Here is a 21,351-nt window from a genome sequence, read left to right as displayed (position 1 = left end):
CATTGGAACCCGGCGGACGTTAAAATTTGATACCAAATGGCCGGGTCGTCTTACGGAAAAATAACCTTCCGCTGCCCGCCCGTAAGCTTCGCGTAAGCTTGGGCGCATTTTGCCGGCATCTGGTGGCGCCCGGCCGACCGGAACCAATCCTCAGCGTCGATCGTTTTCGGCCCGATGCGAATCCGGGAAGAAGATCGAAACATGTTTCTGTTGGGAGCGGTGACGCTTTGCTGCGCCGTCGTGGCCGGCACACTTGCGCTGCTCGAGCCCGTCTTTGGACGGGCGCCGGAGAGGCGGGTCGCGGAGAGCAAATCTGCCGATGTCGCTGCGCCGCCGGCGGTCCGGGTGGTCGGCGCGCCCTTCGTGCCGAACGTCAAACCGCGCGACCGATAGCGCTCACCTCGCCGGCGTGCCTTCGGCCTCCTCGGCCTCGGCATGAATACGGGCCAGCTCCTCGACGAGTGCGATCACCTCCGCCCGCTTGTCGGGCGGCAGCGAGAGGAAGGCACGCACAAGCCTCAAGCCCTCCACTTCGAGCGACTCTTCTTCTTTCCCGGCATCCATCCGCCCACTGTCGGGCGACCGGGAAAAATATGCAATCCCCTTGCTGGATTACCTCCTTGATTCGACCCTCGAGCTTTGATGGAATGGCTCGACAGGGGTCGCCCATGAAGTGGATCGCGGAGCGCGACGCACTAATCGCGCAGACACTGGCCTTCGTCCAATCGGTAACCGGCAAGAGGGATGAGCTCCATCCGCCGGAGCGCCCGCCTGCTGCATTCGCGGTTACCACGGAGATCGTGACCGTGCAGGCTGTTGCGATCGAAACCGACCTGCCACCGGCCGTAGCTCCACCCGCCCCCAACCTCAGCCCGTCCAGATCCCGCCGCCCCGCCCCGGTGGCGATTTCCGCACCGAGATGCAGGCCAGGATCGCGAATTTCCGCAAGCATCAGGAGCGGTTCGAGCGCGAACGCGAGGAATATTGCGCGGCGACCCTGACAAAGCTTCGCGCCGCCCTCCGCGACGTCGGCCCTTCTCCGCCGGCCGAAAAGTAGGGCAGCGGCCGTCCTTCAGGGACTTACAGCCAGGACCACACCAGGCAGAGATTGGCTGCACAGGCGCCGAACAACGCCAGCGTCAACGGCAGGAGCATGTGCCCGCAGGAGGTTTTGAGGTCGCTCGTCATGGCCGAAACATCCGCTGATTCCGGCCGGAGAGTCCCAGGGATTCTTTTTTTGGGGATTCAGGACTCGTTTACGACTCAGGGCCTGACCGCCCCGATCACGGCTCCGTGATCGCGTTACCGGCCGGAACACCTCGCCGGGGAATTCGTTAATGCGCTTTCCGGGAGCGGAAAGAGAAATGCCCTACGCCCTGTTCTGCAACGACGCCCAAATCAGCAAGGCCTATCCCGACGAGTCCGACGTCTGGGGGTTGGCGCAGCGGAGTGGTCTGGTCGTGGATGTCAGCGCAGATGACGAGCGCGCCGGACCGCGCCGGGTGCTCGACAACGACTACGAGATCAAGCCCTGCCGCGCCGCCCAAGGAGAGGACCCCGCCAGGAACAAGGCCGAGGCCGAGCGCGAGTCCAGGATGGAGCTCGAGCTGAATTCCTGAGGTCGGGCGGAAGGCGGGAGGGATCAGGGCGTCGCGGTCGCGAGGGAGGCCTGCTCGCCAGCCAGCACCACGCAGGCCTTGCGGCGGTGCAGCCCGCGGATTGCGCCGGTGACCTTCAGCACCTTGCCGGACGGACAGGAGGCGTCCTTGACGAAGGCCACCTCATAGGGTGCCAACATCAGAGGCTCGGATTTGAGGATTGTTTGAGCAGAGCACGGCAAGGCGACGAAGCACGCAAGCCCTACTACCGACATCAAGATACGCATGACCGTCGTCCCACCAGCCCGGGAAGTCCCATAATAACGCGTTCCGGAGCGCGAGTTCCGTAAGCGGCAAAAATTATTTTTGCTTTACGCCAGCCCCATGACACGCATGAGAAAGCGCGTGCCGGAATGTTTGCTTGCAAATGACGCGCCAGATGGTTCACGCAAGGCAAACAGCGGACCGGCAAGCGGGAGCTGGCAAACGAAAGGCCGGCGGGAAGCCGGCCTTTGTCAGATCTGGGGATCGCCTTTGGCGGGTCAGTAACGCGTGGCTGCCGGACCGCCCCAGCCGAAGCGGTAGTTCACACCGACCTTGACGGTATGCTCGTCTTCCCGGCCGCGGACGCCGACGACGTCGGCCGGCCCGGAGGTGAAGGTCGTGCTGCCAAAGTTGTAGTACTGGTACTCGGCCTTGGCCGACCAGTTCGGCGCGAACATGTATTCGAGGCCGGCGCCGACGGTGTAGCCGTCCTTGTTGTTGCCGGTCGCGGTGAAGGTCTGCGGGACACCGGCGACGTTGACGCCAAGGCCGCCGTTGCGCCAGGCGTAACCGCCCTTGGCGTAGAGCAGCGTCGGGCCCCAGGTGTAGCCGATCCGGCCGGTCACCGACCCGAGCTGGTCGGTGTTGGATGTCACCTGCGTGCCCAGCGGGAACGTGACACCGTTGTTGTTGGTCGGCAGCCAGGAGTACTGGGCCTCGACACCCACGACCCAGTTGGGCGCGAACTGGTAGTCGAAGCCGCCCTGCACGCCGCCCAGGAAGCGGGCGTCGCTCGACTGGAAGCTGCTGTCGCCGGCAAACGCGCCGCCGACGTGGCCGCCAATGTAGAAACCGGTCCAGTTGTAGATCACCTGCGGCGGCGTGGGGGCCGGAGCCTTGGTATAGGGGCGCGGCTGCATGTCGGCCGCTGCGGCCGGCGCTGCCAGCGCAAGCAAGGCGACTGCGCCCAGCAAAATCGTCTTCATGTCCATCCCCGTTCTTTCAAAATCGACCCTCAGCAAACAACGTGGCGTGAATTTGGTTGCTTCGCGGCGATGCCGGAACGTTGATCGTTCGCAAACTGTGACGGGGTGGCAACATCGCGATTTTGTTCCGACGCCGCCTTGCACCGACCGATTTTGTCGTTTGCGCAAGGCCTGCCGTAACAATTAGTCGCAAGGCAAATCCGCCTCGTTCAAAGCTCGCCGAAATGTGATCCAGCGGCTCCGGCCACCCTCGTTCTAGCACCCGGCGATGAAGGCGGGCTTTGCGCTACCGCGTCATCTTTTCCAGTTCCGGAAAGGGTGCGTAAACCGCACCGGCGCAGAGCTCGCTGGCTTTGTCGACGACGCGATCAGCTCGTCCATTGACGAAAATCACCGCGCGCTCGCGTGCGCCCTTGTAGCTGCCGTCGGTCTCACGCGGGTTGAAGCGCAGGCAACTAATGTAGAACTGCCGGCCGCCGACCGGCCGTTGCACCGGCTCGGCCATGCTGGCCTCGCGCACGCCGACCGGATTGTTGAGATAGGTGCGCATCAAGGCGAGCGTGTCGCTGCGGAAATTGTCGGGAAAGGGCTGCGGTCCTCCGGCCTGGGTCCCATCCATCAGGCTTGGACGGTCCCCGTCGCTGCCAAAACACGCCGCGAGCACCAGCGGCAATGCCAGGACCAATGCCGCGCTCAGTGCACGTCTCGCCAATCGCCCCACAGGTCACGTTCTCCGCTCGCCCAGACTCGGAAAGACGTTCTAGCCCCAAGGTCGCGCGAAGGGAATTCGCCTGCAGGCGCACCGGCCCGCTGCCGGAGCCTTGCGCTATCACGCAAGACGCCGAACGGCGGGCCGGGCCTGAATTCCGCACGCGGCAGCAGGGCAATGCCAGGGATGCCGCCGCGCGGGATCAGTCGTTAGCTGCGCTTCTCGGTCGTCGCCGGCTTGGTGACGTCCGGCTGCGTCTTCAGCGACTTCTTCGCCGACAGATGCTTGTGGTGATGACGATGCTTCCGCACGGTCTTGTGCTCGTCGGGCGTGACCGCGGCGTTCGCATTCATCGCCTTCGACTTGGTGTCGACCTTGGCATCCGCCTTGACGTCGGCCTTCGCATCGGGAGCCTTGGCATTGGGAGCCTTCGCGTCGGAAGCCTTCGCGTCGGAAGCCTTGGCACCCGAAGTCTTGACGTCCGAGGTCTTGGCATCGGCCTTGATGCTGGCATCCGGTTTCACGGTGGACGATGCCTTGGTCTGGCTCTGGTCCGCCTTGATCACCGGCGCGGTCGTGGTGGTCTTGGCGGTTTCGGCGGCGAAGGCCGGGGCTGCGATCACGGAGGCGGCAAGCAAGGCTGCGGAAATGGTCTTCAACATGGTGTGTCTCCTCTTGGAAGGATCTTGAGGCGGCGCCCTCTCGCCGACCCTTCGATCGTAGGTGGGAGCCTAGGCGCCGCGCGCTGAACCCATTCTGAAGCCGATCGCAGGCTTCCGTTCATCTGGATGACAAGTTTGTCATCTGCGCCGGGGCGATTAGATCGTGCGAAGCTGGAATGTTTTCCCCTCCCGGGTGTTCCGGTCTTCGGGCAATCGTGTAGGATCGCCACGTTCCATACGGGAGAACTTAGATGCGCAAACTCTCAATGCTTGTTTTGCCGGGCCTCGTCGCCATGACGCTGGCGGCCGCGCCGGTGCTGTCCAGCGCCTACGCCGCTGGCAGCGACGAGCCGTCCTCGCCGCCGAAATCGGACTCCTCGTCCAAGAAGGGCAAGAAGAAGAGCTCCTCCGTCAGCGATCCCAAATTCCTCGCGGCCTATCGCACCGCCTACACCACGATCTACGACAATCACGACTACACCGGCGCGATCGACCAGCTGAAGTCGCTCAAGCGCGACGACGTCGCCGACGTCGCAAACCTGATCGGCTATTCCTATCGCAAGCTCGGCGACTATCAGTCGTCGAAGATCTATTACGAGCTGGCGCTGAAGGACGACCCGAACCACGTCCGCACCTGGCAGTATTACGGGCTCTGGCAGCTCGAGCAGGGCAATCGCGAGCAGGCGCAGTATCACCTCAACAAGATCGCATCGCTCGCCGGCACCGACAGCTCCGAATATCGCTCGCTCGCCGCAGCGCTCGACAAGCCGACCGGCGCGACGCTGGTCTACTGAAGACATCGCATCTTCGAACGAACGGGCACAACCCAGGGGTTGTGCCCGTTCTGCTTTCTCGGCTAGCCTTCGCGCACGAATCCTCCCTCACAATTGGTGCGCAATGGATACGTGGCTGCGATCCGCGATCGACTACATCGGCTCCTGGATCGAATTCCAGCAGACGACAATCCAGCAGCCCGGCGTCATCGTCGCCTTCGCCCATCGCGGCGAAATCGTCGCCGAGCACGCATTCGGCCTCGCCAATCTCGACACCGGCGAGAAGCTGACCCCGCGCCATCGCTGCCGCATCGCCTCGCACTCAAAGAGCTTCACCTCCGCCGGCATCATGAAGCTGCGTGAGCAGCGCAAGCTCCGGCTCGATGATGCGGTCGGCCAATATGTCGGCGGCCTGCACCCGCGCGTCGCCGAGACGACGATCGCACAGGTGCTCTCGCACAGCGCGGGGCTGACCCGCGACGGCGCCGATTCCGGCCAGTTCATCGACAGCCGCTCCTATCTCAATGCCAAAGAGCTGCTCGCTGAGCTGAAGCTGCCGACCGCGATCGAGCCTGGCACGCGCTTCAAATATTCCAATCACGGCTTTGCCCTGATCGGTCTCGTCATCGAAGCGGTGACGAAGGAGCCCTACCCGGTGTGGATCAAGCGCGAGATCATCGAGCCCGCGGGACTGCGCGAGACCGAGCCGAATGCGCCGCTGCCCAAGGGGGCGCTGTTTGCGCGCGGCCATACGCGAAAACTGCCATTCGGCGAGCGCTGCGTGATCCCCGGCGACAATCCCGCATACGCCATGGCCTCGGCCGCAGGCTTCGTCGCGACCGCCGCCGACACCGCCCGCTTCTTCGCGCAGCTTGCACCCAACGCGAAAAAGAGCGTGCTCTCGGTCGCAAGCCGCCGCGAGATGACGCGGCATCATTGGCGCATCCCGCAAAGCCTCGAGGCCTATTACGGTCTCGGCGTCAATGCCGGCAAGACCGACAGCTGGGACTGGTTCGGCCATAGCGGCGGCTTCCAGGGCTATATCTCGCGGACATGCGCGATTCCAGCCTGTGGGCTCGCGATCAGCATCCTCAGCAACTCCCTCGATGGCGCCGCGCCGTTATGGATGGATGGCGCGATGCAGATCCTCCGCGTCTTCAGGACCCGCGGTGCGCCCGACCGCCGCGTGCGCGACTGGCGCGGGCGATGGTGGACGATGTGGGGCGCGACCGATCTGGTGCCGATGGGCAACCGCGTGCTGCTCGCCAATCCGCAGTTCAACATTCCGTTCATGGATGCCGGCGAGATCGAGGTCACCGGCCGCGATACCGGCAAGCTCGCCTGGGCTGCCGGCTATTCGAGTCACGGCGAGCCGGTGCGCCGCGTGCGCGACAGGCGTGGCAAGGTCAGCGACATCTGGCTTGCAGGCGCCAACGTCAAGCCGGAAAAGGTCGTGGCACGCGAGATTGCGCACCGCTATCCGCCGCGCAAGCGGCGGCCTATTCCCGAATGAGCGCCTCGACCTCACCGCGCAAGGCCTGCCGCGAGCCGTCGCGCGAATAGAACATGTGACCGCCGGGATAGACGGCGAATTTCACGCGCCGGGTCGCGAATCCAGGCAATTGGTCAAGCACCCGCTTCGTTCCGAAATAGGGCGTGGCGAGATCGAAAAGGCCGTGTGCGACCAGCACGTTCAGCTTGGCGTCGGTGGCGAGGATTTGCCTGAGTTCAGACACCGATTGCGGCGGGTTGATGCCGCGGCCGAAATCCCAGCTGCCCTCGACGCTACCGTTCAGGACCTCGTAGGAGCCATCGGGCCGCCAGTTGAGCTTGCGCGTGAGGACATCGACCGCGGCGCTCGTCAGCGGCGCCTGGAGCGCATCGCCGGAAGGGTCGCCGAAACGGGAATTGCCCGAATCCGGATAGGGATCGTAGCCGCGCACCGAGCCGTCGTAACGTCCCGTCACCTTACCGTTCTTGCGGTCGAACTCGCGGCGGAATTCGCCGACGTCGAAGCGGCCGGCGAGCCTGCGGCTCACTGCCTGGTCGATGCCGGTGAGCTCGGCGACCTTGTCGGCCAGGCGCGTGGTTGCTTCCTTGTCGGCCTCGCCCTTGACGAGGTCAGCCAGGAATTCGCCGCGCGCGTAAGCCTCGACATCGGCGAGATCGGCGCGCTTGACCGGGCCTCTGGCTTCGCGCGCCACCGCGACATAGCTCGGCAGCGTCGCGACATATTGCAGGAGGCTCGTGCCGGTGAACTCGCGGAAGTCGAGCAGCGGCGACACCAGGATCAAACCCCTGACGCCGACGCCGTGCTGGAGCTGCAACTGGCGCACGACCTTCGGCCCGCGAATGCCGCCATAGCTTTCACCGGCGACGTATTTCGGCGAGATCAGCCGGTCGTGTTTCTCGAGCCAGCGGCGGATCACGAGCGCGATCGAATTGACGTCGCCGTCGACCGAGTAGAACGACTTGCGCGCATCCTCGCCGCTCGCAACGAACCGGCTGTAGCCGGTGCTGACGGGGTCGATGAAGACGAGATCGGTGAAGTCGAGCCAGGTTTCCGCGTTCGGCTTCACCTCGGGCGAGGCCGACGGCGACAGCGCTTCGCCCTCGAGCGGCAGCCGCCATGGACCCGCGGCGCCGAACTGGAGCCAGGCCGAGGACGCGCCGGGTCCGCCGTTGAACAGGAAGGTCACCGGGCGCGTCGCGCGGTCGGCCCCGTCGAGCTCGTAGGACGTGTAGGCGATGTCGGCCAGCGGCTCGCCCTTGCCGTCGAACACGCGGATCGAGCCCGCCGTCGCGGCGAAGTTGAGGGCACGGCCGGGCAGATCGAGCGTTTGCTTCGTGGTCGAATCCGGCGGCAGACGGTGCGGCTCGGCGGACGGCGAACTCTGCGACGCGCCTGGCGCGCCACCACCGCGCCCACCCTTCTGTCCGGCTGGCGCCGTCGTCTCGGAGCGCGGCTGCGGCGGATCATCCGCGCGCGCAAATCCTGCGAGTGCGAAAGCCGACACCGCCAGCACCAAGACCGCGCAACGCAGCGCCGGCAAGCTCGTGACCATGATCGTTCTCCTGCTCGGCTGTGAGAGCCGGTGGGGCCGCAAGGCTAGCGCGGAATTGCGACGGTTTGGGGAATCATTGACGCTGCCCCCCTTGAGAGGCCGATCGGGCTCGAAACGACCCGGTTTGCCCCGAATCCGGCAGTGCCGTTTGCCTTGGAGGGTGGTCATCCTCGACAATGGAGCCCCACCTCGTATAGACGAACCCGGCGGAACTTTCTCGAGCCAGCGAGCCTGCCCGAAAAGCCATGACCAAGCCATCGCGATACGACCGGATCGCCTTCGTCGCCAGTCCGAGCAGCGAGGCCCAGGCCGCTTTCGGCCAGCTCGCCGCGCAATATGGCAATTGCGATCCTGACGAGGCCGACGTCGTGGTCGCGCTGGGCGGCGACGGGCTGATGCTGCAGACGCTGCACCACCACATGCGCACGGGAAAGCCGATCTACGGCATGCACCGCGGCACGGTCGGCTTCCTGATGAACGAGTACTCGACGCATGATCTGCGCCAACGGCTCGAGACGGCGCATGAATCCGAGATCAATCCGCTCTTGATGCGCGCGACCGACGTCAACGACCGCGTTCACCTGCACCACGCCATCAACGAGGTCTACCTGTTCCGCCAGACCTCCCAGGCGGCGCGCTTGCGGATCCTGATCGACGAGCGCGAGCGCATGCCGGAGCTGATCGCCGACGGCATCATCGTGGCGACGCCGGCAGGCTCGACCGCATACAACCTCTCCGCCCAAGGCCCGATCCTGCCGATCAACGCCGCCCTGCTGGCATTGACACCGATCAGCGCCTTCCGGCCGCGGCGCTGGCGCGGCGCCCTGCTGCCCAACACGGCCTATGTCGTGATCGAGGTGCTGGAAGACGACAAGCGCCCCGTCGCGGCCGTCGCCGACCACGAAGAGGTGCGCAGGGTCCGGCGCGTCGAGGTGCTCTCGGACAAGAGCATCTCGATGCGGATGCTGTTCGACCCCGGCCACAGCCTGGAAGAGCGCATATTACGCGAGCAGTTCGGCTATTGAATCCGAGCGCGCATCACGCCCCGCAAGGCTGAAGCGACTCCAGGCCTCCCGCCATCGCGGGATCGCTCAGCAGGTCGAAATCCTTGGCGACGGGGATGAAGCTCTTCGTCTCCGATGTCATCAGATAGATCGTCACGAGCAGCAAGGCTTGCGGGCCTGCGTTCGCGCGACAGAACTCCCTCGCGGCCACGCCGAGCCCCATCGATCCGCGCTTGCCGTTCTTCCCCTGCTCGACCATCGAGGCGCGCAGCGCCTCGAAGCGCACGGCATCTTCCGGCGACAAGCGATAGGCAAAGATGGAGGAGCTCTGCGGCGGGGCCGGCAGGCCGCCCCGCTCGCGCGCACTCAGCTCCATCATGGCAAAGCTCGTCTTGGCCTCCGCCTCCCCCGCCACTTTGGTGACGACGTCTAGCTTGACCCCGCCCGAACGCGGCCGCAGAGCGTCGGGCAATTGCACCGCGACGCGCAGCATCGACAGGTCCGTCGTCTTGGCGTCGATGCGGGCCAGCGGCGGGATCGACGTCAGCGGCACCGAGCTGCATCCGGCAAGCATGAGCGCAGCCGCGCTCGCAAGAACGCGCGCATGGCGGTTCATCGTAGCGTCTCCAAGCTGGAGTTGAAACGGAGTTGGCTAAGCCGACTTTCGACCGGCGGCGCGCGGCTCCAGCGCGTCGTCCGCGTTGTCAGGCACATATTCCAGGATGTCGCCGGGCTGGCAGTCGAGCACGGCGCAGATCCGCTCCAACGTGTCGAAACGGATGCCCCTCACCTTCCCCGACTTCAGCAGCGAGACGTTCGCTTCCGTGAGCTCGATGCGCGCCGCGAGCTCGCGCGACCTGATCTTGCGCCTGGCGAGCATGACGTCGAGATTGACGATGATCGGCATGGTCAGATGATCTCGCTGTTCTCGTGCCAGAGGCGAACGGCATCGGCCATCACGGTCGCGAAGGCGATCAGCGCAAGGCCGCTCAGCACCGACAGCACGTGCGACTGCTCGATGCCGAACATCACGACGATCTGGCCAGGCTGGTTGGCCCGCGTCAGGTTGACCGTGGTCAGCATCTGCACCAGCGGCGAAATCAGCGCGTTGACGATCAGCGCGAGACCCATGCGGCGAATGCGCCAGGCATTGTCGGTTGCGAAGACCTCACCGCGCGCAAAACGGGAGAACAGCATCGAGAGCTGGAGCAATGCGTAGATGACGGGCGCAAGCCCGACCAGGCTGATCAGCGCGCCGACCAAGCGCGTATCGAGATTGAGCGTGAACGGCCGCGCGCCGAGCGGAGACTGGCTAGCGATCCAGTGCCTGAGCACCTCGTCGCTCGACCAGAGCAGCGGCACCGCAAGCACCGCGCCCGCGACGCAGAGAAGCGCACCGACGGCCACGATCCGCCCGATGCGCCGGAGCCGCGGTTCGGCCGGGACAGGATAAGGAAACGCGATCACACTCATCGGATTAGCTCCTGCTCGACCGAATATTTTTATTGTTTTACGATAAAAAATGGCAGAATTACGATATAAGCCAATGCCCTCCTCCGAGGCCCCGCCAGACGCAGCGGCAACCCTTCATTAACTCCCGGCGCGATATGGTTAACGAAGGTTGACCGCTCTGGCCCAGGCGTCATGTTTCGCATCGATTTCAACAAGCTGCGCTTCCTCGTCTGCGACGACAATCCGCACATGCGCCGCATCCTGCGCACGCTGCTGCATTCGTTCGGCGCGCGCGAAGTCTATGAAGCCGAAGACGGCGCCACGGCGCTGGAAATGTACAGCCATTACGTGCCCGACATCGTCATCACCGACTGGGCGATGCCGATCTTCGACGGGCTCGAGCTCGCGCAGATGATCCGGCAGCCGGAATCCAAGGGCAACCCTTACGCGCCGATCATCATGCTGACCGGCCATTCCGAGAAGCGCCGCGTCACGGTCGCGCGCGATGCCGGCGTCACCGAATTCCTGGCCAAGCCGATCTCGGCCAAGGGGCTCTACCAGCGCATCCTCAACGTCGTCGCCAATCCCCGCCCCTTCATCAAGACCAAGACCTATTTCGGCCCGGACCGGCGCCGCAACACCAACTCCGCCTATATGGGCCCCGAGCGCCGCGTCGGCGAAAAGCACGAGGTGCTCCAGCAGCCCTCGCTGCTCGACAAGGCCCGCTCCTCCATCTAGCGCAACGTCTTCAGACGAGGCAGGCATCATGGCGAAGAACAGCGCAAAGGACATCGAGGTCAAAGCCTTCGCCACGCATCAATTGATCACGCAGCCCAATCCGCTGCGCAAGGTTCTGCGCCGCGTCGAAGAGAAGGACATGGACGACCCGGTCAGCCGCGCCGAGCAGGCGCTCGCAGGTCTCTCCGGCGAGTTCAAGGACTGGATGGCAACCGAGGTCAACCGCCTGTCGGCCGCCTACGTCGCCATCCGCAATGAGGGGTTCAGCAAGGAGCGGCGCGACGAGCTGTTCCGCGCGGCGCACGACATCAAGGGCGATGCCGCGACGTTCGGCTTCCCGGCGGCAGCGGGAATCGCCGAGAGCCTGTGCCGCGTCATCGAGCACGCGCCGGATCTGGAGAAGGTACCGGCCGAGCTGTTCACGCACCACATCAATGCCATCCTGGCCATCGTGCACGAGAACACTAGGCTCGACAGCATCAGCGTCTCCGCCGAGCTCAGCCGGCGCCTGCGCAAGGTCGCCGACGACTATCTCACCCAGGTCAACCGCGACCGCCCCGAGCATCTCGAAGCGATCCTGGCGCCCAGCATCGTGCCGGCGGAGTAAGGGCCGAGCTCTCTCCTCTCGTCATCGCGAGCGCAGCGAAACAATCCAGACTGTTCCCGCGGCGGGATTCTGGATTGCTTCGCTGCGCTCGCAATGACGAAGTGCTCTAGCCGTACGATAAGTATCGTAGGGTGGGCAAAGCGGAGCGTGCCCACCATCTGTTGCTATCGTTGATGGATGGTGGGCACGGCGCTTTGCGCCTTTGCCCGCCCTACGGCATCTCGCTAGGCCGCGATCAGATCGTCGTAAACCGGATCGATCGCATCATCCGCAACGATCTCGTCGCAGAACAACCTTGCCTCTTCGCGCGCCGACTCGGTGGCGAAGCGGCGGAGCAGGACCATCAGCGGCTCGGTGACGCCGCGGTCGGTCTCGCAATGGGTGAGCACGCGCTCGACCATGCGACGGCGCAGCCGCGCCGCGCCGTCGTCGCTGTCGACAAAACCCTGCTCGTGGCAGGCATCGAGTGCCACCTGGAACGCCGCAAACGTCGCCTCGGGAAGGCCGGCGCGGCGCAGCAGTGCGTGCAGGCTGTTGCCGCCGCGGTCGTGCAGCAGCGCGGTGACGCGCGCCAGCGGCATGTCGGCGAGCTCGGCCAGCGCCGCATCGAACAGGTCGAGATTGCTCGACAGCAGCGCGCGCAGAATGAGACCGGCGGTCAGTTGGCCGGTGACGCGCAAATGATGCACCAGGCCCTGCATGTCGTCGCCGCGCGAGCGTGCCGCGATGTTGATGGTGGAGCGGTCGCGCGCCTCGATCGTCACGCGCTCGGCGCGGTCGGCGCTCAGCCAGTTCCGTGCCACGACGAACTGGGCCAGCGTCTCCGAGAGCTTTGCCACCAGCGCGGCGCGCGTTGCGGCCGGCAGATCGTCCAGCACCAGCATCGCCTCGCGGATCGCGGCGAGATGGCCGTGGCGTTCGACGATGCGATTCCAGGAGAACGGCGCGAGCTCGGCATGCGGATTTTCGATCAGCTCGAGCGCCGACGCTGCGCAGCCGACTTCGGCGATGGCGGCGCAGACCGACACCGGCAGCGCGATGCGGCGGGCGACCGCGCACTGCACCTCGTCATTGCCGGTCGCGACGATGTCGACGAGATCGGCATCGATCAGCAGCGGAGAATGTTCGAGCACGGGCAGCGCGACGGTCGGCTGGTCCGCCGACAGTGCCCGCACGATCGACGCCGGCGCATCAGGGCTGCGCGCAAACGCCTCGGCCATCGCCCGCCGCACCAGCGGCGAGGGATCGTCGAGCAGCATCAGAAGCGCGCCTTCGGCGGCGATGCGGTCGTCCGTGGAAAGATCCGAGATCAGCCAGGCCCGGGCCAACGCCCGTGTCGCCTCGGCCCGCTCCCCGGCGGGCGCGGTCCTGATCCAATTGATAAACTGCCGAACAATCATGCTGCTTCCGGCTTACACAACAAACGAAAATGGTGACGGCTCGTCACCTGCAACACAAAATAAACCACGACGCTTAACAAAGCGTTCACCATAACTGGCTGGTTTTATTGACGTTTTGTTAAGGGAACCGAGACGCCCTGCTCGCGTGCCCCGGACGCGGCGCAGCACGCAAGTGGTGCGCTGCTGAGCCGGGGCCCAGATGGTTCGAGAGCAGTCCTTGTTGCTGGGTCCCGGCTCTGCGCAGCAGCGCTTGCGCGCCGCGGCGCGTCCGGGACACGAGAGCGCGCGTTAGCTGCTGAACGTGCCGCTGCGATCGCTGAAGAGATCGAGCGGCTGCGGCGGACGTACGTCCGGCGTCGCCGAGGCGACCGAGGTGAGCGAGGCGTTGTTGCCCCACAATTTCTGCACCGTCGCCGAGACCGGTTGCGTGACATCGCCGGGCTGATAGATCGAGCGAAACACTGGCGTCGACGGCGCATTGTCGGCGACCGTCGTTGACGACGTCGCGCTGACAGGCGTCACGGCGCGCGTGTTCGGGAAGGTCTGGAGATAGGCCGCGTTATCGACCACAGGCACTGTAGGCTGCACGCCATTGGCGCTGGCAACCTCAGTGGTCGAGGGCGTGCCGCCATACATCGCCATTGCACTGCGCGTCAATTTCGAATTGGCCGCGCTGGCATAGCGCGCATCGAGCACCGAATAGACCTCGGAGACACTGCGGGCGCGGCCGTCCTTGGCATAGAAGATCGAGCGATTGGCGGATGCCGCGTTGGGAAACAGCCGCGCGCCGACGGCTTGCGGATTGTCCTCGGCATTGGCGATGAGTTTTGCAGCCCCGCCGACGCCCATGAAGTGCGCCATGTAGAGCTCGCTGTCGCTCGGCCTGCGCCCAAGCAGGCCGGTGAGCTTGAAGCTGTTCGACTGCGTCAGCGCAGCGGCCATGCTGGATGCAGCCTCCGGATCGTCGCGCAGCTTCATGATCGACCGCTTCATGAAGGGGTCGTCAACGGTATAGGTGCCGGACGACGTCCTGGTGATGGCGTCAGCATAGTTGCCGTAGCCGAGCTGGCTCCCCGCCTCTTTCACGGTGCCGAGCCAGGTCTGGTCGATGAACTGGTAGAGCCCGTGCGCGGACGAGGTGGTGGCGCCCGCCGTGGGATCGAAATCCGATTCCATCTTGGCGGTGGTCAGCATGTACTGGAAGCTGACGCCGGAGACGTTCGAGGCCTGCTTGATCGCGCCGGCGACGCGCGCCCGCGACGGATCGAGAACCGCCGTCTGCGAGGCACTGGAATTGTCGACCGACATGATGGAGTGCCCGCCCCGCGCGGCGTTGAGCGACGCCGGCAATTCGGCGCCCTGTCGTCTCACCGTGGGACAGGTATGGTTAATGCGGGGTTAATTCGGCTCGCCGCCCGCCCCGAGTCATTCCGGGGCGCACCGCAGGTGCGAGGCACGGAATGACGGGCTCTTACTTCTTATAAACAGCATCCGGATCGAACAGCCTGTCCGCGTCGGTGAACACCAGCCTGGCTCCCCCGCCCTCGGCCTCGACCTTGCGGTAGAAGCACGACCGGCGGCCGGTGTGGCAGGCTGCACCGATCTGCTCGACACGGATCCAGACCGCGTCCTGGTCGCAATCGGTGCGCATCTCGACCACGCGCTGGGTCTGACCTGACGTCTCACCTTTTCGCCACAAGGCATTGCGCGAGCGGCTGAAGTACCAGGCTTCACCGGTCGCGATGGTCTTGCGCAGCGCCTCGTCGTTCATGTGCGCGACCATGAGCACGTCGCCGGTGGCGACGTCGGTAGCAACGACCGTCACGAGGCCGGCAGCGTCGAAGCGCGGCTGGAAGGAAAGACCTTCCTCGATCTCATGGGAGTGAGCGGACACGGGACCCTCGCGAGTTGATTTGCGAGGTCAGCGCTGCAGGCCTCGCACCATGGACAGGAAACGGGCCTGCTCCGCCGGATTGTCGCGGAACATGCCGGTGTAGCGGCTGGTGAAGGTGGAGGCGCCGTGCTTGGCGACGCCGCGCACCGACATGCAGGTATGCTCCGCCTCGATCAGCACGGCAACGCCGCGCGGCTTGAGGATCTCGTCGATCGCGGCTGCGATCTGCGCCGTCAGATGTTCCTGGGTCTGAAGCCGCCGGGCGAAAATGTCGGTCAGGCGGGCAAGCTTGGACAGGCCGACGACGCGTTCCACCGGGGTGTAGGCGATGTGCGCCTTGCCGTAGAACGGCATCATGTGATGCTCGCACTGCGAGGTGAACTCGATGTCGCGCACCAGCACGAAATCATCATAGCCGGCGGTCTCGCCGAAGGTGCGGTCGAGCACCTCGGCCGGGCATTGGTGATAGCCCTGATAGAGTTCGTCGAAGGCCTCGACCACGCGACGCGGCGTGTCCAGGAGGCCCTCGCGCTGGGTGTTCTCGCCGATATAGGCGAGCAGCGTCTTCACCGCCTGTTCGGCTTCGGCGCGCGCGGGGCGAGGCTGGTCGGCGCGGACGGCGGCCGCGAGGAATTCGGCAGGATCGAGCTCGGCCGGGCGGCTCTCGAGCTGCTTATTGGGGCGGATCGGCTTGATTGTAGCGTCCATGTCTACTCCGTTCGACGGCCTTGTGGCCGGAGTGTCACCGGCAGACGGGGCGGCAAGCCGCCGGACGCCTGAAGAGAACAGTTTTGGCGAAAAGGCCCTTCGGTCACAACGTCAATAGCGCAGATCGGGATCACCGCCGCCGCACCGCTGGACTGTTTTTCCACCAGTTCCGACCCTATATAGGACCGTGGACGGCGCCCGCCAAGGCCGATCCGGCCCGGAAGTGGGTGTGGACGTGTTGGACTCCATCACATGCTGAACGACATTTATAACAAGCGGATCATCGAGCTGGCCGGGAATATTCCGCGCCTCGGGCGGCTGTCGGCCCCCGATGCCAGCGCGACCGCCCACTCCAAGCTGTGCGGCTCGACCGTGAAGGTCGACCTCAAGATGGATGGCGACACCGTCACCGACTTCGCCCATGACGTGAAGGCCTGCGCGCTGGGACAGGCCTCTTCATCCATCATGGCAAGTCACGTGGTCGGCTCGACTGCGAGCGAACTCCGTGAGTTACGCGAAACCGTTCGCAAGATGCTCAAGGAGAACGGCACGCCTCCTCAAGGCAAATGGGAGGAGATCAAGTTCCTTGAGCCTGTCCGTGACTACAAGGCACGGCACGCCTCGACGCTGCTGACCTTCGATGCGGTGGTCGACGCGATCGGTCAGATCGAGGCCAAGGCCAAGCAGCCGGCCGCGGCACAGGGCTGAAACCCTTGTTCGTCATTCCGGGGCGATGCGCAGCATCGAACCCGGAATCCCGAGATTGCAGCGCGAGATTCTCAGGTGCGCAATTGCGCACCATAGTTCGCGCTGACGCGCGCCCCGGAATGACTGTGTGGGGAGCTTACTTCTGCGCCGCGGTAGCCGGCGCCGCCGCGCTGCCCGTGGGCACCACGGCTTCCGCCGTCTTGGTCGACTTGGCCGGCTGCTCCGGTTCCGCACCGAACCTCGCCTGCGTCTTCGGCGCGAGCTCCGCCATCGCCGGCGCCGTGAGGTCCACATGCGGCAGCACGTCGGCGACGAGATCCGTCGTCACCAGATTGGTGAGCTTCAGTTCGCCTGCATCGAGCTCGTGCAGATCTTCCCAGGGGGGAACGCTGAGCGCGAGCGACAGCAGGTCGCCGGCGCCGCCCATGTCGAAGGTGTATTTGGCGAGGCGGCCGATGTCGCGTTCCACGATCATCAGGTCCTGTGCGCTGTAGCTCGCGGCCTTGGCATCGTCGGCGCGGTCGCCCATCCAGATCTGGTGGACCCGGACATGCGCCGCTTCCGGCACGTAGCGCTTCTTGCCGGCCAGCAGCAGGAACACGCACATGGACTCGCAATAGGCCTCGGGCGCGACCGAAGGACGGGCCGACTGCCCGCCGCGATTCTGAAGGCTGATTCCGACCGTGGTCAAAAGTCCGAGATTGCGGAAGCGCCGGCCGAGCGTGATCGCGTCGTTGACGGAACCGCCGCTGGAATCGAGCACCACGGTGGCGCCGCCGAGCTGGCGTCCGCGAGAAAACTCTTCGAACTCCTTGGGGGTATCAGCGGTGATGATGCCGACCGCGCTGACCCAGCCGCGGCAATTCGGTTCGCAAGCGACCCAGCTGAACTTCATCGGCAGCTTGCGCTCTTCGAGAGCGCTGCCCGCTCGGGCCGATGACCCGAATGTCGCGACGGCGCCGGCCAGCGCGACTCCACAGACGGCGGTTCCCACCAGCAACCAGCCGCGAAGATCAAGGGAGTTCAGAAGTTTCAATCTGGTTCCTTCCCCAAAGCCCCAAGGTCGCCAAACAATCCCCGGTAGCGCCCTCTGAGTCCATCATACAGGCGTATGTTTTCTACACACGGCCGTCATAAAAATGGTATCCGGGCGAATACAGATCGTCCACAGATACTTGCTGCACTGCTCCCAGAAAGCAGGCAAAATATGGCGCGCAAACAACACCTTACAGTTCCCTGCGCCGGAACCGGGCAACACCTCGCTTAACGTCGCAGCAACGCGCCCATGAAGCATTCAACCTGCGAGCATTGTTCCACTCCCGTCGAAGGCGTCCTTCGCCTTCCGCGAAGATTTGGCCGCGCGCTGATCTGGCTCTATCGCCACACGCTCTCGCCGCTGGTCGGATACAATTGCCGGCACCTGCCGACCTGCTCCGTCTATGGCGATGAGGCGATCGAGCGCTTCGGGCTCTGGGCCGGCGGCTGGATGACGCTCGCGCGCGTGCTCCGCTGCAATCCGTACGGCACGTCGGGCATCGACAATGTGCCGCTCGTCGCGCCGCAAAACGCACGCTGGTATCTGCCCTGGCGGTATGCCCGCTGGCGCGGCGTCAATGCGTCCTGAGCTTGCTGCAGCGCTTTGCGCATCGCTGACCTCGGAACCGGAACCGTCGCCTCGCGTTGTTGTGATGCTCCCACGGGAGGAAACAACAATGCGCTGGAAAATCAGCCCTCATTTTCACCTCAGGTCTGGGCCCAACCCTGGTCCCAGGAAGCCTCACGATCCCAGAACCCTCGATATGCTCGCCATCATCGCATTGCTGGTGCTCGCGGCCGGCTCCGGCTGGTATCTGGCGACGAGTCTTGCAACGCCGCCCAGCACGACGGCCTTCGTCGTGCCGAGCCAGAGCGTGCACTGGTAGCTAGCGGAACCAGAAGAAGCGTCCCGGCGGCGGCGGGATCGGCTCGGGCGGGCGCGGTCGCTTCGGGCGCGGCGGTCGTGGCGGCTCGGCGGACGAAGCGGTCTCAGCCGCCGGCGCGCTCTCGCTTCCCGGCACTTTCACCGCCAGCAGAAGATTGGATTCATGCATGCGCCAGCGATAGCCGACGCCGAAGTCGATCGGCTGGGCGCGCGTGAACAGTTCGGCGTAGCGCTCCTGGTAGCGTCCGGGGAACTCATCGATCGGCCCGAGGTAGCGGCCGAACGGGAAGAAACGCCACTGCCGTGCATTGTAGTTGGCAAGCGGAATGCCTGAATCGTCCTGGACGATGGTGGCGCTGTTGGCGAGCAGCCAGTCGCGGACGACCGTGAAGTTGCCGGAGTGCATGAGATAGGACGCGCTCTTGAGCAGACTGTTGCCGGGCCCGAGCGTCTCGCAGAACCTCAGGAAACCGGTCGCGCGCGCGCCGGAATTCGACAGGTCGGTCGAGAAATAATACAGCGTGCGCACCTCGCCGTCGCTGCCGGCGAAGGTAATGCGGACACCGCGCGTCGCGTTCGGTCCCGGATTGTCGTTCCCCACATGCATCCCGCCCTTGTTGTCGAGCGCGACCATCTCGACGTTGCGGATGGTCTTGCCGGAGCGGGCGAGGAAGACATAGAGGATCGGCAGGGTGCCGTTGACCTGGTTGGTGTGCAGGTCGACCTTCATCTGCTTGGTGATGAAGAAGGAGAAGCTCAGGATCGAGCCGAGCGAGCGCTCGACATTGTAGAGCGCGGCGCCGACCGAACCGCGCGGCACCTTCGTCAGATCGGGCACGGCGCCAACCGGCTCCAGCGCGCCGAGCACGTAGGTGCTGGCCTTGGAATAGAAGGCATTGGCGTAGAGGAAGTCCGGGCCGCTGAACATGTAGAACATGGTCGGCCGCGGCGCGGCCAGATTGACGTCGGACCAGGCGCGGATCTTCGATATTTGCCGCTGCTCGAGCTGGGCGAAGGCGTTGTCGAAGAATTTTGCGTGATGCTGCCAGTTGGGGTCCCTGGTCAGCGGCACCAGCGGCGAGTCCGCCGCAGGCTGCATACCCGCAAGGAAGCGCGCGGTATCGTCAAAGGTGACGTCGGCGGCAGATGCGGACGAGACGGCCGCAGCCAGGAGGGCAAGAGCGACTGCCGCAATTCTCATGGATCGAAACATGTCTATTCGCGGTGTGATGAATTGGCAGCGGCGACCGGCCGCCTGCGGAAGACAGCATAGATCAACAGGCCCGAGACCATGACGAGCATCCCCGAGAGCGACTGCACCGGTCGCTCGGTCAGGAGGTAGTACATCATGAACGCGGTCACGAGCAGGAAAACGAGCGGCGTGAACGGGTATCCCCAGGCGCGATAGGGTCTGGGCAGATCAGGATCGGTGATGCGCAGCTTGATGACGCCGGCGACCGTGAAGAACGAGCAGAACAACAGCGCGAACTGGATGAAGTCGAGCACGGCCTCGAAGCTGCGCGTGAACAGCAGCAGGGTCGCGACCGCGAGCTGGAACAGGATGGCATAGGCCGGCGCACCGCTGACCGATCGCTTCGAGAAGACGCGCAAGGCAGGAATGTCCTCCCCCATCGTCATCATCACGCGCGGGCCGATCCACATCATCGCGCTGATCGAGGAGATCAGGCCGACGCAGATCATGGCGCCGACGATCCGGCCGCCGAGGCTGCCGAAGATGGTGGTGCCGGCGACACTGGCGACGTCGAGCTGGCCTGCGAGCGCGCCGACGGGCGTGGAATAGAGGAACACCGCGTTCAGCGCGACATACAGCACCAGCACGATCAGCGTTCCCACGAGCAGTGCACGCGGCAGGCTTTGTTGCGGCGTGTTCATCTCGCCGATGATGTAGGTCGCGGCATTCCAGCCCGAGAACGAATACATCACGAAGACGAGTCCGATCGCGAACGGCGCGCTGACGATATGCGCGAGGTCGCCCGGCTGCGGCGTGAAGGCGATCGGCTGCGGCGCGCCGATGATGAAGCCGGCGACCAGGAAGGCGACGATCAGCACGACCTTCAAAATGGTCGAGATCAGCTGGAAGGTCGAGGAGTGCCTGACGCCGGTCAGCTGCACGATCGAGACCAGCCACACCACGCCGAGGGCGAGCGGGATCGGCGGCAGATCGGGAATGACCGACTTGGCGTATTCGCCGAAGGCCATCGCGGCGAGCGCGACGGGCGCTGCAAAGCCCACCGTCGCCGAGACCCAGCCGGCGAGAAAACCGAAGGCGGGATGATAGGCGCGGCCGAGGAAATTGTACTCGCCGCTCGAGCGCGGAAACATCGCGCCCAGCTCGCTGTAGGAGAACACGCCGCACAGCGCGACGATGCCGCCAACGGTCCAGAGCAGGAGGATCGAGAAGCCGGACGGGATGTCCTTGACCTGGAAGCCGAGGCTGGTGAAGACGCCGACCCCGATCATGTCGGCAACGACGATGGCGGTTGCGACCAGAGCGGAGACCCCGGGCCCGCTCCCGGTCAGCCGGCCAGTCCAGGGTGCGGTACCCGCATCTGATGCCGTCATCGGGGTCCTTAACCTCAGGCGTCTCGCCTCACGGGGAGCATCGTGCAGTTTGGCTTCAGTCAATTCAAGCAGGGTTAACAAGGGCTAAATGAGGCAAAGGACATTGGTATTTTCGCACCGCTTATGCAGGGTCGTGGGGGATAAACCGGCCCAGGCACCGGAAAATCCCGTTCCCTACCCCACAATCACGACACGATTGCGTGGTCCTTTTGGGCGTTCCGGATGTGGGGAAGTTTCTCCGGACACTTAACGTCGCCTAAACGCCAGTCGGCTCAATTG

General features: G+C 64.8%; 26 protein-coding genes. 10 read left to right on the top strand and 16 right to left on the bottom strand.

The features are described 5' to 3' along the window. Nucleotides 1-201 precede the first annotated feature (201 nt). Nucleotides 202-393 carry a hypothetical protein gene (locus QA649_RS19360; RefSeq protein WP_283025578.1) on the top strand — a complete coding sequence of 64 codons (192 nt, stop codon included), beginning with the start codon at nt 202-204 and terminating at the stop codon, nt 391-393. Between the two features lie 3 nt (nt 394-396). Here QA649_RS19360 and QA649_RS19355 read toward each other — a convergent pair whose 3' ends face one another. Next, nucleotides 397-564 (bottom strand): hypothetical protein, encoded by a 168-nt coding sequence (locus tag QA649_RS19355; RefSeq protein WP_283025577.1) that lies wholly within the window; start codon nt 562-564, stop codon nt 397-399. An 800-nt stretch (nt 565-1,364) separates the two neighbouring features. Here QA649_RS19355 and QA649_RS19345 point away from each other — a divergent pair. Beyond that, a complete protein-coding gene (locus QA649_RS19345; protein WP_283025576.1) occupies nt 1,365-1,619 on the top strand; it encodes a hypothetical protein in 255 nt (84 codons plus the stop codon). Nucleotides 1,620-1,642: 23 nt separating this feature from the next. On the opposite strand, the gene QA649_RS42960 is transcribed toward QA649_RS19345, so the two are convergent. The 4 genes from QA649_RS42960 to QA649_RS19325 all read right to left on the bottom strand — a co-directional run bounded on the left by QA649_RS42960 (nt 1,643) and on the right by QA649_RS19325 (nt 4,219). Continuing rightward, entirely contained in the window at nt 1,643-1,885 is a 243-nt protein-coding gene (locus QA649_RS42960) for a DUF6719 family protein (RefSeq protein ID WP_018647149.1), read from the bottom strand. 255 nt (nt 1,886-2,140) lie between these two features. Next, entirely contained in the window at nt 2,141-2,848 is a 708-nt protein-coding gene (locus QA649_RS19335) for an outer membrane protein (protein WP_283025575.1), read from the bottom strand. 286 nt (nt 2,849-3,134) lie between these two features. Further along, nucleotides 3,135-3,569 carry a hypothetical protein gene (locus QA649_RS19330; protein ID WP_283025574.1) on the bottom strand — a complete coding sequence of 145 codons (435 nt, stop codon included), beginning with the start codon at nt 3,567-3,569 and terminating at the stop codon, nt 3,135-3,137. Between the two features lie 197 nt (nt 3,570-3,766). Continuing rightward, nucleotides 3,767-4,219, bottom strand: a complete 453-nt coding sequence (locus QA649_RS19325) for a hypothetical protein (protein ID WP_283025573.1) — start codon at nt 4,217-4,219, stop codon at nt 3,767-3,769. Nucleotides 4,220-4,470: 251 nt separating this feature from the next. Here QA649_RS19325 and QA649_RS19320 point away from each other — a divergent pair, with 251 nt between their 5' ends. After that, complete coding sequence (locus QA649_RS19320; protein WP_283025572.1) at nt 4,471-5,013, top strand: tetratricopeptide repeat protein; 543 nt, start codon at nt 4,471-4,473, stop codon at nt 5,011-5,013. Between the two features lie 103 nt (nt 5,014-5,116). Beyond that, nucleotides 5,117-6,505 carry a serine hydrolase domain-containing protein gene (locus QA649_RS19315; protein WP_283025571.1) on the top strand — a complete coding sequence of 463 codons (1,389 nt, stop codon included), beginning with the start codon at nt 5,117-5,119 and terminating at the stop codon, nt 6,503-6,505. On the opposite strand, the gene QA649_RS19310 is transcribed toward QA649_RS19315, so the two are convergent. Next, the gene (locus QA649_RS19310) at nt 6,492-8,057 is read right to left on the bottom strand and encodes a peptidase S10 (RefSeq protein ID WP_283025570.1); all 1,566 of its coding nucleotides are present in this window, start codon (nt 8,055-8,057) and stop codon (nt 6,492-6,494) included. The two genes, QA649_RS19315 and QA649_RS19310, sit on opposite strands and share 14 nt — an antisense overlap. Nucleotides 8,058-8,302: 245 nt before the next feature. Here QA649_RS19310 and QA649_RS19305 point away from each other — a divergent pair, with 245 nt between their 5' ends. Continuing rightward, nucleotides 8,303-9,082 (top strand): NAD kinase, encoded by a 780-nt coding sequence (locus QA649_RS19305; protein WP_283025569.1) that lies wholly within the window; start codon nt 8,303-8,305, stop codon nt 9,080-9,082. A 13-nt stretch (nt 9,083-9,095) separates the two neighbouring features. On the opposite strand, the gene QA649_RS19300 is transcribed toward QA649_RS19305, so the two are convergent. From QA649_RS19300 to QA649_RS19290, 3 genes are read right to left on the bottom strand one after another with little or no spacing between them, the layout of a single operon-like run. Next, nucleotides 9,096-9,677 carry a hypothetical protein gene (locus QA649_RS19300; protein WP_283025568.1) on the bottom strand — a complete coding sequence of 194 codons (582 nt, stop codon included), beginning with the start codon at nt 9,675-9,677 and terminating at the stop codon, nt 9,096-9,098. Between the two features lie 36 nt (nt 9,678-9,713). Continuing rightward, nucleotides 9,714-9,968, bottom strand: coding sequence for a helix-turn-helix transcriptional regulator (locus tag QA649_RS19295; RefSeq protein WP_283025567.1), 255 nt, complete (start codon nt 9,966-9,968; stop codon nt 9,714-9,716). Nucleotides 9,969-9,970: 2 nt separating this feature from the next. Next, nucleotides 9,971-10,534 carry a DUF2975 domain-containing protein gene (locus QA649_RS19290; RefSeq protein WP_283025566.1) on the bottom strand — a complete coding sequence of 188 codons (564 nt, stop codon included), beginning with the start codon at nt 10,532-10,534 and terminating at the stop codon, nt 9,971-9,973. 171 nt (nt 10,535-10,705) lie between these two features. Here QA649_RS19290 and QA649_RS19285 point away from each other — a divergent pair, with 171 nt between their 5' ends. Together QA649_RS19285 and QA649_RS19280 are read left to right on the top strand one after the other, a co-directional pair. After that, nucleotides 10,706-11,251 carry a response regulator gene (locus QA649_RS19285; RefSeq protein WP_008549760.1) on the top strand — a complete coding sequence of 182 codons (546 nt, stop codon included), beginning with the start codon at nt 10,706-10,708 and terminating at the stop codon, nt 11,249-11,251. Nucleotides 11,252-11,279: 28 nt separating this feature from the next. Further along, a complete protein-coding gene (locus tag QA649_RS19280; RefSeq protein WP_283025565.1) occupies nt 11,280-11,858 on the top strand; it encodes an Hpt domain-containing protein in 579 nt (192 codons plus the stop codon). A 224-nt stretch (nt 11,859-12,082) separates the two neighbouring features. Here QA649_RS19280 and QA649_RS19275 read toward each other — a convergent pair whose 3' ends face one another. From QA649_RS19275 to folE, 4 genes are all read right to left on the bottom strand, one after another. Beyond that, nucleotides 12,083-13,258: a DUF2336 domain-containing protein gene (locus tag QA649_RS19275; RefSeq protein WP_283025564.1), complete on the bottom strand. Its 1,176-nt coding sequence runs from the start codon at nt 13,256-13,258 to the stop codon at nt 12,083-12,085. 288 nt (nt 13,259-13,546) lie between these two features. After that, on the bottom strand, nt 13,547-14,608 hold the full coding sequence (locus QA649_RS19270; RefSeq protein ID WP_283026054.1) for a lytic transglycosylase domain-containing protein: 1,062 nt from the start codon (nt 14,606-14,608) through the stop codon (nt 13,547-13,549). 121 nt (nt 14,609-14,729) lie between these two features. Further along, nucleotides 14,730-15,152, bottom strand: coding sequence for a phosphoribosyl-AMP cyclohydrolase (hisI, locus tag QA649_RS19265; RefSeq protein ID WP_283025563.1), 423 nt, complete (start codon nt 15,150-15,152; stop codon nt 14,730-14,732). Nucleotides 15,153-15,179: 27 nt separating this feature from the next. After that, nucleotides 15,180-15,860, bottom strand: a complete 681-nt coding sequence (gene folE, locus QA649_RS19260) for a GTP cyclohydrolase I FolE (protein WP_283025562.1) — start codon at nt 15,858-15,860, stop codon at nt 15,180-15,182. Between the two features lie 252 nt (nt 15,861-16,112). On the opposite strand from folE, the gene QA649_RS19255 reads away from it, so the two are divergent. Then, entirely contained in the window at nt 16,113-16,568 is a 456-nt protein-coding gene (locus QA649_RS19255) for an iron-sulfur cluster assembly scaffold protein (RefSeq protein ID WP_283025561.1), read from the top strand. A gap of 136 nt (nt 16,569-16,704) precedes the next feature. Here QA649_RS19255 and QA649_RS19250 read toward each other — a convergent pair whose 3' ends face one another. Further along, nucleotides 16,705-17,604 carry a hypothetical protein gene (locus QA649_RS19250; protein ID WP_283025560.1) on the bottom strand — a complete coding sequence of 300 codons (900 nt, stop codon included), beginning with the start codon at nt 17,602-17,604 and terminating at the stop codon, nt 16,705-16,707. A 249-nt stretch (nt 17,605-17,853) separates the two neighbouring features. On the opposite strand from QA649_RS19250, the gene yidD reads away from it, so the two are divergent. Both yidD and QA649_RS42955 read left to right on the top strand, forming a co-directional pair. Next, a complete protein-coding gene (yidD, locus tag QA649_RS19245) occupies nt 17,854-18,192 on the top strand; it encodes a membrane protein insertion efficiency factor YidD (RefSeq protein ID WP_283025559.1) in 339 nt (112 codons plus the stop codon). A gap of 88 nt (nt 18,193-18,280) precedes the next feature. Then, nucleotides 18,281-18,490 carry a hypothetical protein gene (locus tag QA649_RS42955; RefSeq protein ID WP_349254072.1) on the top strand — a complete coding sequence of 70 codons (210 nt, stop codon included), beginning with the start codon at nt 18,281-18,283 and terminating at the stop codon, nt 18,488-18,490. Here QA649_RS42955 and QA649_RS19235 read toward each other — a convergent pair whose 3' ends face one another. Both QA649_RS19235 and QA649_RS19230 read right to left on the bottom strand, forming a co-directional pair. After that, on the bottom strand, nt 18,491-19,702 hold the full coding sequence (locus tag QA649_RS19235) for a hypothetical protein (RefSeq protein ID WP_283025557.1): 1,212 nt from the start codon (nt 19,700-19,702) through the stop codon (nt 18,491-18,493). A 2-nt stretch (nt 19,703-19,704) separates the two neighbouring features. Continuing rightward, on the bottom strand, nt 19,705-21,072 hold the full coding sequence (locus tag QA649_RS19230) for an amino acid permease (RefSeq protein ID WP_283025556.1): 1,368 nt from the start codon (nt 21,070-21,072) through the stop codon (nt 19,705-19,707). Nucleotides 21,073-21,351: the final 279 nt, after the last annotated feature.

The sequence above is a fragment of the Bradyrhizobium sp. CB1717 genome (assembly GCF_029714325.1).
Taxonomy (GTDB): Bacteria; Pseudomonadota; Alphaproteobacteria; order Rhizobiales; family Xanthobacteraceae; genus Bradyrhizobium.
This window is presented reverse-complemented; position numbering and strand designations above follow the sequence as displayed.

What these genes read in the sequence shown, in the direction of transcription:
- QA649_RS19230 (WP_283025556.1), bottom strand. Translation starts at nt 21,072, where the DNA reads ATGACGGCATCAGATGCGGGTACCGCACCCTGGACTGGCCGGCTGACC.
- QA649_RS19335 (WP_283025575.1), bottom strand. Translation starts at nt 2,848, where the DNA reads ATGAAGACGATTTTGCTGGGCGCAGTCGCCTTGCTTGCGCTGGCAGCG.
- QA649_RS19305 (WP_283025569.1), top strand. Translation starts at nt 8,303, where the DNA reads ATGACCAAGCCATCGCGATACGACCGGATCGCCTTCGTCGCCAGTCCG.
- folE (WP_283025562.1), bottom strand. Translation starts at nt 15,860, where the DNA reads ATGGACGCTACAATCAAGCCGATCCGCCCCAATAAGCAGCTCGAGAGC.
- QA649_RS42955 (WP_349254072.1), top strand. Translation starts at nt 18,281, where the DNA reads ATGCGCTGGAAAATCAGCCCTCATTTTCACCTCAGGTCTGGGCCCAAC.
- QA649_RS19255 (WP_283025561.1), top strand. Translation starts at nt 16,113, where the DNA reads ATGCTGAACGACATTTATAACAAGCGGATCATCGAGCTGGCCGGGAAT.
- QA649_RS19235 (WP_283025557.1), bottom strand. Translation starts at nt 19,702, where the DNA reads ATGTTTCGATCCATGAGAATTGCGGCAGTCGCTCTTGCCCTCCTGGCT.
- QA649_RS19320 (WP_283025572.1), top strand. Translation starts at nt 4,471, where the DNA reads ATGCGCAAACTCTCAATGCTTGTTTTGCCGGGCCTCGTCGCCATGACG.
- QA649_RS19310 (WP_283025570.1), bottom strand. Translation starts at nt 8,057, where the DNA reads ATGGTCACGAGCTTGCCGGCGCTGCGTTGCGCGGTCTTGGTGCTGGCG.
- QA649_RS19355 (WP_283025577.1), bottom strand. Translation starts at nt 564, where the DNA reads ATGGATGCCGGGAAAGAAGAAGAGTCGCTCGAAGTGGAGGGCTTGAGG.
- QA649_RS42960 (WP_018647149.1), bottom strand. Translation starts at nt 1,885, where the DNA reads ATGCGTATCTTGATGTCGGTAGTAGGGCTTGCGTGCTTCGTCGCCTTG.
- QA649_RS19300 (WP_283025568.1), bottom strand. Translation starts at nt 9,677, where the DNA reads ATGAACCGCCATGCGCGCGTTCTTGCGAGCGCGGCTGCGCTCATGCTT.
- QA649_RS19360 (WP_283025578.1), top strand. Translation starts at nt 202, where the DNA reads ATGTTTCTGTTGGGAGCGGTGACGCTTTGCTGCGCCGTCGTGGCCGGC.
- QA649_RS19280 (WP_283025565.1), top strand. Translation starts at nt 11,280, where the DNA reads ATGGCGAAGAACAGCGCAAAGGACATCGAGGTCAAAGCCTTCGCCACG.
- QA649_RS19325 (WP_283025573.1), bottom strand. Translation starts at nt 4,219, where the DNA reads ATGTTGAAGACCATTTCCGCAGCCTTGCTTGCCGCCTCCGTGATCGCA.
- QA649_RS19275 (WP_283025564.1), bottom strand. Translation starts at nt 13,258, where the DNA reads ATGATTGTTCGGCAGTTTATCAATTGGATCAGGACCGCGCCCGCCGGG.
- yidD (WP_283025559.1), top strand. Translation starts at nt 17,854, where the DNA reads ATGAAGCATTCAACCTGCGAGCATTGTTCCACTCCCGTCGAAGGCGTC.
- QA649_RS19290 (WP_283025566.1), bottom strand. Translation starts at nt 10,534, where the DNA reads ATGAGTGTGATCGCGTTTCCTTATCCTGTCCCGGCCGAACCGCGGCTC.
- QA649_RS19315 (WP_283025571.1), top strand. Translation starts at nt 5,117, where the DNA reads ATGGATACGTGGCTGCGATCCGCGATCGACTACATCGGCTCCTGGATC.
- QA649_RS19285 (WP_008549760.1), top strand. Translation starts at nt 10,706, where the DNA reads ATGTTTCGCATCGATTTCAACAAGCTGCGCTTCCTCGTCTGCGACGAC.
- QA649_RS19345 (WP_283025576.1), top strand. Translation starts at nt 1,365, where the DNA reads ATGCCCTACGCCCTGTTCTGCAACGACGCCCAAATCAGCAAGGCCTAT.
- QA649_RS19295 (WP_283025567.1), bottom strand. Translation starts at nt 9,968, where the DNA reads ATGCCGATCATCGTCAATCTCGACGTCATGCTCGCCAGGCGCAAGATC.